Here is a 13,008-nt window from a genome sequence, read left to right as displayed (position 1 = left end):
TATGACTATCACACAAAAAAAACTTGAAGATTTGCTTTGGGGAGCTGCAGTAATATTGCGAGGACAAATTGAAGCTTCTGATTATAAGCAATTTATCTTTCCTCTATTATTTTATAAACGTATGGATGATGTATATCAGGATGAATATACTGAAGCCTTTGAGCTTTATGAAGATGATGAGATAGCCAAAAAGCCAGAACAACATCGCTTTCTTATTCCGGATAATGCTCGTTGGAGTATGGTGCAAGCAACAACAAAAGATGTTGGACAAATATTATCAGAGGCTTTACGAGCTATTGAAAATGCTAACCCGCGTCTTTATGGCGTATTTGGTGATGCAGTTTGGACTAATAAAGAACGTCTGCCTGATCATTTGTTGGTATCATTGATTAACCATTTTAGTCAAATTCCCTTAGGGATAAAAGATATTGATCAAGATGATCTTGGCAATGCTTATGAATATTTAATCAAAAAATTTGCCGATGATTGCGGGCATACAGCAGCTGAATTTTATACTAATCGTACTGTTGTGCATTTGATGACACGTATTCTTGATTTACAGCCGGGTGAAACTGCTTATGATCCTACTTGCGGTACTGGGGGAATGTTGCTTAATGCGGTTATGGATTTACGTAAAACTAACCGCGAATGGCGTACGGTAAAACTCTACGGACAAGAAATTAATTTGCTGACCTCAGCTATTGCTAAGATGAATATGCTTCTCCACGATATTGAGGAGTTTGATATCGCTCGTGGTGATACTTTAAAGGAGCCTAAATTTACAAATACAGATAAATTACAACAATTTGATGTTATTTTCGCAAATCCACCTTATTCTATAAAAAAATGGGATAGAGAAACATTCGTATCAGATTTATATGGACGTAATATTTACGGTGTTCCTCCGCAGGGTTGTGCTGATTACGCTTTTTTTCAGCATATAATTAAAAGTTTGAATCCTAAAACAGGGCGTGCTGCCATGTTATGGCCACATGGGGTGTTGTTTCGTGATCAGGAAGAAATTATTCGTAAAGGAGTGATTGCTAGCGATTTGATTGATGCGGTGATCGGCTTGGGACCAAATTTATTTTATAATAGTTCTATGGAATCTTGTATAGTTATTTTACGTAATAATAAACCGGATGACCGTAAAAATAAGATTGTTTTTGTCAATGGAGTATATGAAGTTACTCGACAACGTGCTACTAGTTTTTTATCTGATGATAATTTAGAAAAGTTAGTTGCAGCTTATTATAATCCAGAAAATCATCCGGATATAGCGCGGTTAGTTGATTTTGCTGAGGTGAAAAATAATTTATATAATTTATCTATCGCGCGTTATATAACAGTAAAAAATAATAAAGTTAATTCTGAGCAAGAACAAACTTTATCCGGCGTAATTGATGATTGGAGAATTTCTCGAACTTTGCTAAAAAAACAAACAAATCAACTGTTTAACAGCTTAAAAGAATTGGGATATGAGGTGTAATTGTCCATGCAATTAACAGAGAAACAAAAATCAGAAGGTTGGCGCATTGTTAAATTTGGTGAGATTGCACAGAATATTAATAAGAGTGTGGATCCTTCTGAGACGTAATTGGAAGTTTATGTTGGGCTTGAACATATTGACCCAGAGAATTTACGTATAATTCGTAGAGGTAGTTCTAGCGATGTGAAATGCAAGAAGCTTTTAGTGCAACCAGGTCAGATAATTTTTGGTAAACGTAATGCTTACTTACGTAAAGTTGCTGTTGCTGATTTTTCCGGAATATGTTCGGCACATGCTATGGTTCTGGAAGCGATACCGGCAGCAATTTTGCCTGAATATTTGCCTTTTTTTATGCAATCAGATATATTTATGGAACGCGCTATTTCTATTTCTGAAGGGTCTATGTCACCCACAATTAAATGGAAAACCCTTGCTAATCAGGAATTCCCACTGCCACCCCGCTCATTGCAGGAACATTTAGTGGAAATTATGACAAAGATTGGAAAAGTAATAGATGTAACTGAAGCATTTATTTATAGCTTACAAAGGTTAAATAAAGCATTAGAGAATAAGTTATTCCAAATTAGTGATTTTATAAAAATTGGAGATTTTTGTAATGTCAATACTGGCCGTACGCCAAGCAAAGCAAATCCCACTCATTGGGGTGGTAATATAAATTGGATGTTGTCAGGCGAAATTCACAACCGCTTTATAACCGATACAGCTAAAAAAATAACAGAGAATGCTGTTAAAGAGTTAAAATTACGTTTGCTGCCTAAAAATACAGTATTGCTAGCAATTAATGGTCAGGGAAAGACCCGGGGTAATGTAGCTATAACTAAGGTGCCACTAACATGTAATGAATCGCTTGCAGCATTAATATGTGATGAGAAAAAAATCTTACCAGACTTTTTGTATTTTTATCTCAGAACACAGTATCAGAATATGAGAAATTTGACAGGAGAAGGGAGAGTTGGTTTAAATACTAATCTCGTCAAATCAATTAAAGTTCCGTTTACTGATCTTAAACAGCAACAAATAATTTGTAATTTATTATATAATGTAGTTAACTGCGGTGAAAGTTTAGAAAATAAAAAGAAGCAATTACTTCAGATAAAAAGGAAAATACTTAAATTTTATTTAGAGGGAGTAACATGAGCATATTTAACGAAGCCAATACTATAGAACAAGCTCTGATTGATCGTTTATCTGCTTTAAAGGGTAATAAATGGACATTTGTTCATGGTAATGAGTTACCACGCACATCAGATAATGATGTACTGATTGAACATTGGTTAAAGGATGCTCTGTGTCGTCTTAATCCGGATATTGCTAAAGATCCTGCAAAAGCGGATAAAGTTATTTATAAATTACGTTGTTTGTTATATGAGGCTAAAAATAAAGGACTTGTTAGTGCTAATGAATTATTCGTTGAATGGTTGCGGGCGGAAAAATCTATGCCGCTTGGTGAAAATGACCAACATATAACTATTAATCTTATTGATTATAATGATTATTCTAAAAATCATTATGTAGTGTCACGGCAAGTTGCTTTTACTGGTTCACAAAAGGCTTTCTTTGATTTAGTGTTATATGTTAATGGTATACCTCTGGTCGTGGGGGAGTTAAAAACACCGTCTCGCCCAGCAATTAGTTGGCAAGATGGCGCTGCCGATTTTAATGGTGGGAAAAAACATTATTGGAATAATCAGAGTAGTTTTTTTATTCCTAATCTTTTATGCTTTGCTACTGAAGGAAAAACCTTTGCTTACGGTGCTATAAATGCAGATTTTAAAAATTGGATGCCATGGCATAAAACCACCGACGGCGATGAAATTGAGCAAAATTTGAGCATGGTTTTAACTAGCGCTGAAGACTTGTTAAAGCCGCAAACTTTGCTAGAATTGTTGCAATCATTTGCATTATATTCAACAGCTAAGTTATTAAATTCTGAGATTAAACGAATTAAATTACTACCACGTTACCCGCAATATGAAGCAGTAAAGCAAATAGTTGAACGTGTGAAAGAAGGTAAAATACGTAAAGGGCTGATATGGCATTTTCAAGGATCTGGTAAATCATTGTTAATGCTATATGCTGCAAAAATGTTAAAAACTGACCCTGAGCTTAAAAACCCGACAGTGGTGGTTGTGGTGGATCGTGTCGATCTCGATAGTCAAATTAATACCACCTTTGATAATGCAGATGTGAAAAATGTTACTGCAATAAAATCTTGTAAACAGCTTTCGGAAGCATTAGAGCGTGATGATCGTAATATATTGATAACTACTATCTTTAAATTTGATGATGTCATCATTGATGAAAAAAATAAAAATGGTTTAAACTCGCGTGAAAATATTATAGTTTTAGTTGATGAAGCACATCGTACGCAAGAAGGTATGTTAGGTGAAAAAATGCGTTGGGCATTACCAAACGCTTATTTCTTTGGCTTAACTGGTACTCCAATCTCAGGAATTGAGCGAAATACATTCCGCCTGTTTGGAGCTGATCAGGATAATGGTAGATATATGAACCGTTATTCATACAAACAATCTATACGTGATCAGGCTACACTTCCGGTAAAGTTTGAACCTAGGTTAGTAAAATTGCGGGTAGATCAAGCTGCTATTGATGAGGCATTTGAGGAATTAGCTAAAAATAATAACCTTAATGAAGAAGAAAAAACACAATTATCACAAAAAGCTGGAAATTTTGCTACTTTGATTAAGGCACCTAAGAGAATGGAAGCCATTGCTAAAGATATTCATGAACATTTTACCGACCATGTGGAGCCTAAAGGATTGAAAGCAATGGTTGTGGTTTATGACCGTGAATCTTGCGTGATAATGTATGATTTGCTTACTAAAATAATGGGGGAAGGCTCATGTGAGGTAATTATGAATATCTCACAGGGCGAGATAGATGAGGAAAAATTTCAAAAAAATAATTCAAAGAAAAAGGCTGATGATTGGGTTAAATGGGAAAACTTAGGGCTTCCGTTAAATAAAGAGGCATTTAAGCGGTGGCAAGCAATCGATGCAGATCCTGTGCAGCAAGAAAAAATACTTAACCAATATCGGGATTCTACAAACCCGCTTAAAATATTAATTGTAACAGCAAAATTGCTTACTGGGTTTGATGCGCCTATTTGCTATTGTATGTATTTGGATAAACCCTTACGCGATCATACTCTGTTACAAGCTATGTGTCGAACTAACCGCTTGTATAATGAAAGCAAGCAACATGGCTTAATTATTGATTATTTAGGTGTGTTTGAAAATTTAGCAAAAGCTTTAAGTTATGACCAAAAAGAAATTGAAGGAGTTATTGAGCAGTTAAGTAAATACAAGGAACAAGTACCCGTTGCACTTGAAGCATGTCTTGCTTTTTTTGAAGGGATAGATAGAACCACTGAAGGATATGAAGCTTTAATGCTGGCTCAAAATTGTTTACCCTCAAATGAGATGCGAGATCAATTTGCGGCCCAATTTAATGTTTTGAAAAAATTATGGGAGGCTTTGGCTCCAGATCCATTTTTAACTCAATTCCAGAATGATTATCGTTGGTTAGCAAAAGTTTATAATTCATTGCGCCCTATTGGCGGGAGTGGCTCATTATTATGGAAATCTCTTGGAACAGCAACTATCCAGTTAATTCATCAACATACAGATATTGATCAAATAAAAAGCGATCTTGAGGAGTTGATTATAGATGAAAATTCTATCTTTGCATTAACTGAGGCAGAACAAAAACAAAAAGCACAGCTGATCGAAATTAGGTTAATAGCTAAAATTAGAAAAAAAGCTGCAAACCCAAAATACATTGAACTTGGTAAAAGAATTGAGAAACTACGTGAAAAATATGAAGTTGGTGTATTAACCTCAATAGAATGGCTGAAAAGCCTTATTGATGCGGCTCGTGAAACTGTATTGTTAGATAACACCACCGAAGATGATGATAAGATTATTGAGGATAATAAAAAAGCCCTTTCAGAATTATTCAAGGAAGTTAGAAATGATCAAACACCAAATATTATATCACATATAGTTGATGATATTGATGAACTCGTACATAAAAATGGTTTTGAGAACTGGCAAGATTCTGAGGCGGGTAAGCGTGATATTAAGAAAATGTTGAGAAAAACGCTTTTAAAATATCAATTACATAAAGATGAGGTTTTATTTGAGAAAGCATATGCATATATTATGGAGCATTATTGATATATATATAATTGATAATTCCTTATTAAGTAGGCACCTAATTCAACATTCTATCGCTAAATAGAATGTTGAAAATGGATTATTTTCTTCTTTAAAAGCAGTAAATAAAGATGCTAGTGTTAAATTGACGGATTTTGATGAGGTTAATACAAAATGATATTATTGTGTTGAGTAAAGGCTACATTAATTGTGGCTAGGCGTTTTTATTAATTCCCTATATTCCATAAAATCAAATAAATATACTGATAATGAAACGATTAAATTACGCAAAAAAAGATGAATTATTTTTGGCTTATGGGAACTATATAAAGTTGTACTTAAATTAATCTATCGCAATAGATAAACACATAACAACAAGCAGAGAGACTATTCTTAGCACTAAATATTTTACATCTATAAAAATGCTATTAAGCTAACAGTAAAATCACAAGAAAGTTAGCGGATGAATGACGACAATAATAACTAAAACTCGTTTGGCTTGTGAGAATAAATCTTGTTTTGTGAGAATAAATAGAGAGATAGAAAATTACTTGTATTTGTAATGGTAACTAAGGCTAAATGAAGGTTTCAGAAAGCAAGAAATTAAAGTTGTTTAACAAGTGTTTAAGGAGTTTATAGTTAAATAAAACCCCTAGGAATTATTCCTAGGGGTTTTAATATTTAAGCAGCTCTTTTATTAAAAGTTTTTTTGTTTGAGGAGTTGCGAGTTTTTTTACGACGGAAATTTTTATCTTTGGATTTAAATTCCGTATCGCGTGGTTTTTTGCTACGTGGCGCATCTGGATTTAACAATCTTTCAATTGCATTCCATTTATTTTTATCAGCAGCACTGATTAAATTAAGCGCAGCACCAGTTGCACCTGCTCGGGCTGTGCGTCCAATTCTATGGATATAATCTTCAGCGCATTGTGGTAAGTCATAATTAATTACGTGTTCAATATGAGGAATATCTAATCCTCTAGCAGCAACATCAGTAGCAACCAAAATTCTATATTTTTTATTGCGGAAATTGTTAATTACGCGGTCGCGTTTATTTTGACGTAAATCACCATGAATAGCATCTGAGCTATAGCCATCTTTTGATAGACGAACTGACATCTTATCTGCGGAGAATTTGGTTTTAACAAAAATTATTACAGAGCCTTCACGTTGGTCTAATTGTTCAATAAGGGTGTTATATTTGTCACCTTCATTTAAGCGAATATTATCTTGTTTAAGATTAGCAGCTGGAGCAGAGGTTGCGCTTACAGCAATGCGAGCTGGATTATCTAAATATTTTTCTGCTATTCTAACAATATTTTTTGGCATTGTTGCAGAAAATAATAATGTTTGACGATTTGGTGCTAAATATTTAAGTACTTCTTCAATCTGGACTGTAAAACCCATATCAAGCATTCTATCTGTTTCATCCAAAACTAGGAAGTCTGTATTTGATAAAATAAGACTTTTACGTTTTAGATGATCATTAATTCTACCTGGAGTTCCAACAATAAAACGAGGACGATTGCGTAATTGCTGAAATTGTTTTGGCATTGGCTCACCACCAATTAGTAAAGCTGATTTAATTTTAGTGGTTTTTCCTAATAAAGCATGTAATTGGGCGATAACTTGAGTAGCTAATTCGCGGGTTGGGGTCATAACTAACGCACAGCTTGTTGGGTTATTAATTAAATGTGCAATTAACGGAATACCAAAGGCGCCGGTTTTACCTGTTCCGGTTTGGGCTGACCCTAGAATATCTTGTCCTTTGAGGGCGACAGGGATCGCTTCAGCTTGAATAGGAGTAGGAATATCAAATTTCATATTTATAAGTGTATGGTTCAGGGATTCAGGTAATCCCATTACTTCAAAGCTTTTCATATTATTTCCTTATGTTTGAAAAGTAAAAGAGTGTTCTCCAATAGCTAATTTTAGCAATTGGTAACTCCTATTCAAACGTTAGGGATCGGAAAAGATCTTCAGATACGCCGTAAAGGCAAAGTGTAAGCCATTCATTTTATAAGAGTCTAGAACTCATATTAGCTTATAATGTAATTGATATTATTTTGCAAGCTTTTTATAAAATAATATTAATTAGGTTATCTTTAAATGGTTCTAAGCATTGTAGTTATATGTGATTATATTTTAATAGGTTTGTAGTTGCTTTTTTATTCATATATCAGTGCTATTTTTCTATAATGAATGGTAATTTTAGCTGAAATAGGTAAATTATGACAAATGATTTAGCTAATAGTATGAGAAGTATATAATCGTACAAAATTTATCTTTTATATTTGTAGACTATTAATCTTATTTTACTTAAATGATAAATATTAAAATTTAATAGGCAATTACTACATATTTTAATATGTAGTAATCAGAGAAATAATTATGTTTATTTATTATAGGTATCTTTATCTATATTAATCTGAAAATATTCTTTGCATACAGCGCAACTATAGATAATAGCATTATTGAGATAAAAGCTATCTTAATATATTGAGAATCTTTATATAAGATAAATTTAGCCCCTAATTTACCTCCTATAAAAGAGCCTATACACATTAGTATAGCGGCTATATAATCAATGTTACCACCAACTATAAAAATAGATAATGCACTTAAATTCCCTGCTAAATTTAAGGGTTTTGCGTACATAGTAGCTGTTCTTAAATTTAAACTAAAGTTCTTCATTAAAGCAATAGCCCAGATAGAACCGGTAGCAGGGCCAAAAAAACCATTATAAAATCCGATAGTGTTACCTAATAAAAAAAACTTCTTATTGTCTGGTTCTAGCTTGTTATTTACATTATTTGTTTGTAGTTTTTTTGTAAATAAATAATATATAAAAACAGCGGTTAATAAGAATGGAATAATAATTTCTAATATCCTTATATAGACTAATTGTAGCAAAATTGTACCAATAGTTGCTCCTACAATAGTCCATATTATTGCTTTTATAAGTAATTTATAATTAATATCTTTATTTTTTCTAAAAGATAATATTGCAGATAATTCTGCTACTGCTGATTGTAATTTGTTAGTTCCGAGGGCTGCAACCGGATTTAGTCCTGTGAGCATTAAAGCAGGGAGCGTTATTAAACCTCCACCACCCGCTAAAGTATCAGTAAATCCTGCAATGAGAGCTACGATACACAGTAAAAAATATAAAAATATTTCATATTCCATTTGTTTTTCTCTATTTTTTATTAATATCAAAATATATTAGCATTATAGGTTATTTTTTGTAAAGCTGATAAAGTCTTACGGATATATATTCTTCAAAGATTTTTTATTTTTATAAGACCTATTTATAGGTGGTAATTTACCATATTTTCTTAGGTATGAGATATAAATCCAAATTATCGTGCAAGCTTTTATTTTTAACCATTCACTGGTATATTGAAATTTCAAATTTATCTAATTTTATCATATTTACGGTTTAATGATGTAAAGAGGCATGTATTATTGAAAATGAATTAGTTGTAAGAGTGATATTAAATGAGGAGCCGTGCGAGGGGCGTAATACGAAATTTATATTCGATAGAGATTTGTTAATATTATTAAATTTTCTTTTAATGGGGATAATTATTATATAAATATTGTCTTTGTACGATTAACAAAGATAATATTTTATAAATAGTTGCTTTAACTTTTTATTTTAGTAAACCAGGATGGAATATTGGTTTAAAAATTTTTACCCTTTATATTTGGATATTTGGATATTTGGATATTTGGATATTTGGATATTTGGATATTTGGATATTTGGGTTTGTTTAGGGGTTCTCTGTTATTTGAGCTTATCTCCTCTTAAAAGATTATATTATTAGATCTCATCTAGCTAACTTGACGATACCACCAACTGCGAATGTTTGATTAGGTGTATAGCGCGTAGAAATTTCACAAGGTGTTTGTAAAGCGTGACCCTGTTCAATAATCAAGCTTTTTTTTAGAAAATAAGATAAAGCTGCAGCAGCTGTACCCGTTGCAGCATCTTCATTATGTCCTGTTATTGGATTAAAAGCACGTGCATGATAATTAGCGTGCGGTGCAAATGTTTGTGGTGTATAGACATAGAGTCCATTAATTTTATATTCTAAACTCCACTCGCTTATAAAATTATAATTTGGTTGTAAGCTGATAAGGGCGTTGAGAGAATTGATCGGAATGAGCAGTTTAGGACTTCCTACAGAGATAACGGAACAAGAATCTGAATCTTTAATATCGAAATTTAGCATTTTGGTTAAGGTGGAAGCGTTGAGCGTAGGTGCTGATATCTCTTCTGCTTCTACATCTAAATAGATAGATGAATCATCAATTTTAAAAGATAGTTTTCTGTTATTTGAAGTCAGGCATTGAACTTCATTGTTGTCTTGCATATTAGATAGAAATTTACCTGCAGCTAGAGCGCCATGAATGCATAAAGGCATTTGTCGATCTGGATAGAAAAAAGAAATTTGTGTTTTATTATCAGTATCAAAATCAACAAAAACCGTGACAGGTGTATTGAGTTCTTGCGCCAGAGATTTGCGTTTTTGTAAGGAATTTGAAAAATTTTCAACGACTGCAGCTATATTTCCAGAATCTGGATTATTAGGAATTTGAAAACATCGGAAGAATTGAATAGGGTGCGACATTATGTTGACCTATATTATTGTATATTTAGAATTAATTTAGCTCTATTTATTGTAAAATGCAAGATAAATTACACTTTATCGCAAAGCCTACTTTTGTAACGTTTCAGTCGTATGATGTTTAAGTGGAGGCGGTATGTGATTTTGGGGTGCTGTATTTTTATTAACAAGCAAAAAATAACAAGAAGCTATAGATCTACTTTAAAAATAGATTTTAGCAAAAATTTGTCTACATAAGAAACTCCATGTAATTTACTAACAGAAGATGAATTATTAAGATTACCATAGCTTAAAAATCAGGAGATAAAGTAACGAAGGCAGGTAAGGTTTTATTCTTTGTAGCAGATTATCCAGCTATTTTAGGCGTTCAAGCTTTATATTTTCAAGATCCTGTTTTTAGTCAACGAGTCAGATTAACAGCACTTTATAATTATGATGAATTATTATAAAATTTCTTCACATAAAAATAATTATTTTTATGATATTAGTTTGTTTTTAAATATTTTTAATATTTAAGTTAATAGTAAAAAGTGCGATACAACAGAAAGCTGATCTTTAAATTTTTATATTGAAACAAACGAACAAATATAAAAAAGGAGATATAATTTTATGTTGTCTATCAAATAAGGAAATTAATAATATAATTAAGAACTGGGTTTTATATCTGCTGATATTTTTTAACGTTGCTAAAATTTCTTAAATGGATCTTAATGTATTAACGCATAGCAATTCAACTTTTTAGATGCTAGAATTACAATGAAAATTTAAAATGTAAGGGCGTTTTAAATATAGTTATTATTAATCTTTTTAATAAAGAAATACTAGAAGATATAATATCATTAGAATATTTAAAGATATAAAACTATTACAAGCAGCTATTTATAACAGGATAACTTATAGAGAAGGGTGATCAAATGCAAAAACCATATTTAAAACAAACAATAAATTAATTATTATAATATTAAACCAATTTATTTCTTGTTACAAAATTTAGATTGATATTTTAAAGGATTCATATTATGAAAACTAAGCTTGATAAATTATTAGATGAATGTAAAACCGAAGAAGAAGTCTTTGAGCTTATAGATAATAATCCTGAAATAATATCTGAAGATTTATTAGAAAGAGGACATCGTATTGTTTATTCTGTGGATGATCTACCCTCAGATCAATTAGTCATGGAATATCCAGACGGTAAAAAGAAAATTGTTATTCTTGATCAAAATGATGAGATTTTAGAGTTAGGAGATTATCATGAAAGAAAATAAGAATATCTATATATAAAAACCTAAATTATGGGTTTTTGCTAAAATTAACGGTGCCCCCGGAGGGTGATTCACACCCTTTTTTAAGGTGATTCGCACCCTTACAAACACATGGTAAAAGCCTTACTTTTCTAGGGATTCAATGATAGTTTTAAATTTCAAATTCATAAGATGTTTTATGTATAATTTCATCTAAATTAACGGTTCAATGGTGAGTAGAAGGGTGAGAATTTGAAATACTGTCAGTTAAATAATTTTGTTGTAAAAAATGCACCTAGAGGTAGATATTGTGATGGGGGTGGATTATGGTTAGAAAAAAGCAATCCAAAGACTGGTTTTTGGTTTTTGCGCTACTCAGCTAATGGTAAACGTAAAACTATAAGTTTAGGCTCTATACGATTTGTTAGCCTAAAAGAAGCAAGAGAAAAAGCAGTAATATTACGTAAAAATATTCATGATGGAATTTTACCTAAATCTAAATCAGCAGAAAAAGAAAATAGTTTAGAAAAAATTATTTATGCTTTGTTTGAAAGTAAAAAAGATACTCTAAAAAATAACAACCATGAAAAATGGCTTAGCCCTCTCAAAGTACACATCTTTCCTAAAATTGGTAATATGCCCATAGAAAAAATTAATCAAGATATTTTATACGATTGTTTAAAGCCTCTTTGGCGCGATAAGAATGAGACTGCTTCTAAGATATTAGGTAGAATTAACCTAGCTATGAAATATGCTGTAGCAAAAGGTCTTAAGGTAGATTTATTAGCTATTCCTAACGTTAAGATATTATTAGGTAAAAGCTTAGAATCAAATAATCATATACCTTCTATGCCTTGGCAAGAAATACCGTTATTTTTTGAATGTTTAAATAATGAGTTAATCAGTAATTTAGCTTTAAAGTTACTTATTTTAACTGGTGTAAGGAGTGGCTCTATACGTAATATGCGTTGGTCACAAATTGAAGGAGATGTCTGGACGATACCAGCAGAATATTTAAAAGGTCAATTAGGTAAGATTAGTGATTTTCGTGTACCTTTATCAAAACAAGCTTTAGAAGTGTTAGATATAGCAAAAACACGTAAGGTTAACGATTTAGTGTTTTCTAGTTCAGCAAGTAAACCAATATCTGATGCTACCATGTCTAAATTTATGAAAGATATGGGTTTAGATGCTCGCCCTCATGGTTTTAGGTCTAGTCTTAGAAATTGGTTAGCAGAAGAGCTAAAAGCCCCTTATGAAATAGCAGAAACTATTTTATCTCATGTTATAGGTCAAAAGGTACAACGGGCTTATTTAAGAACTGATTTTTTAGAACAACGACGAGAAATAATGCAAAAATGGGCAGATTTTGTTGTTGACAAAAAAGGGTAATTTTCGTATAGTGTTGCTATAGTATCAATGACACAGTTATCTCCATATTG

Annotated in this window: 8 protein-coding genes; 5 read left to right on the top strand and 3 right to left on the bottom strand. The window is 31.9% G+C overall.

Annotated features, from left to right (window positions below; all coding sequences use genetic code 11):
* Window position 1: 1 nt before the first annotated feature.
* The 3 genes from AB6T46_RS04860 (at window position 2) to AB6T46_RS04850 (ending at window position 5,709) form a co-directional block, all read left to right on the top strand.
* Complete coding sequence (locus tag AB6T46_RS04860; RefSeq protein ID WP_370931030.1) at window positions 2-1,489, top strand: N-6 DNA methylase; 1,488 nt, start codon at window positions 2-4, stop codon at window positions 1,487-1,489.
* 108 nt (window positions 1,490-1,597) lie between these two features.
* Complete coding sequence (locus AB6T46_RS04855; protein WP_370931029.1) at window positions 1,598-2,647, top strand: restriction endonuclease subunit S; 1,050 nt, start codon at window positions 1,598-1,600, stop codon at window positions 2,645-2,647.
* Window positions 2,644-5,709 (top strand): type I restriction endonuclease subunit R, encoded by a 3,066-nt coding sequence (locus tag AB6T46_RS04850; protein ID WP_370931028.1) that lies wholly within the window; start codon window positions 2,644-2,646, stop codon window positions 5,707-5,709. The genes AB6T46_RS04855 and AB6T46_RS04850 overlap by 4 nt, the downstream gene beginning before the upstream one ends.
* Window positions 5,710-6,369: 660 nt before the next feature.
* Here the strand turns inward: AB6T46_RS04850 and AB6T46_RS04845 are convergent.
* From AB6T46_RS04845 to AB6T46_RS04835, 3 genes are all read right to left on the bottom strand, one after another.
* A complete protein-coding gene (locus AB6T46_RS04845) occupies window positions 6,370-7,569 on the bottom strand; it encodes a DEAD/DEAH box helicase (protein WP_370931027.1) in 1,200 nt (399 codons plus the stop codon).
* A gap of 537 nt (window positions 7,570-8,106) precedes the next feature.
* The gene (locus tag AB6T46_RS04840; protein ID WP_370931026.1) at window positions 8,107-8,877 is read right to left on the bottom strand and encodes a TSUP family transporter; all 771 of its coding nucleotides are present in this window, start codon (window positions 8,875-8,877) and stop codon (window positions 8,107-8,109) included.
* A 644-nt stretch (window positions 8,878-9,521) separates the two neighbouring features.
* Complete coding sequence (locus tag AB6T46_RS04835) at window positions 9,522-10,325, bottom strand: PhzF family phenazine biosynthesis isomerase (protein ID WP_370931025.1); 804 nt, start codon at window positions 10,323-10,325, stop codon at window positions 9,522-9,524.
* A gap of 1,016 nt (window positions 10,326-11,341) precedes the next feature.
* On the opposite strand from AB6T46_RS04835, the gene AB6T46_RS04830 reads away from it, so the two are divergent.
* Window positions 11,342-11,590, top strand: coding sequence for a hypothetical protein (locus AB6T46_RS04830; protein WP_370931024.1), 249 nt, complete (start codon window positions 11,342-11,344; stop codon window positions 11,588-11,590).
* 228 nt (window positions 11,591-11,818) lie between these two features.
* The gene (locus AB6T46_RS04825; protein ID WP_370931023.1) at window positions 11,819-12,958 is read left to right on the top strand and encodes a tyrosine-type recombinase/integrase; all 1,140 of its coding nucleotides are present in this window, start codon (window positions 11,819-11,821) and stop codon (window positions 12,956-12,958) included.
* The last annotated feature ends 50 nt before the right edge of the window (window positions 12,959-13,008 follow it).

This window comes from Bartonella sp. DGB1, assembly GCF_041345015.1.
GTDB lineage: Bacteria > Pseudomonadota > Alphaproteobacteria > Rhizobiales > Rhizobiaceae > DGB1.
This window is presented reverse-complemented; position numbering and strand designations above follow the sequence as displayed.

Bases quoted from the DNA above. Each gene is read 5' to 3' on its own strand.
- AB6T46_RS04835 (WP_370931025.1), bottom strand. From the start codon at position 10,325: ATGTCGCACCCTATTCAATTCTTCCGATGTTTTCAAATTCCTAATAAT.
- AB6T46_RS04840 (WP_370931026.1), bottom strand. From the start codon at position 8,877: ATGGAATATGAAATATTTTTATATTTTTTACTGTGTATCGTAGCTCTC.
- AB6T46_RS04830 (WP_370931024.1), top strand. From the start codon at position 11,342: ATGAAAACTAAGCTTGATAAATTATTAGATGAATGTAAAACCGAAGAA.
- AB6T46_RS04860 (WP_370931030.1), top strand. From the start codon at position 2: ATGACTATCACACAAAAAAAACTTGAAGATTTGCTTTGGGGAGCTGCA.
- AB6T46_RS04845 (WP_370931027.1), bottom strand. From the start codon at position 7,569: ATGAAAAGCTTTGAAGTAATGGGATTACCTGAATCCCTGAACCATACA.
- AB6T46_RS04850 (WP_370931028.1), top strand. From the start codon at position 2,644: ATGAGCATATTTAACGAAGCCAATACTATAGAACAAGCTCTGATTGAT.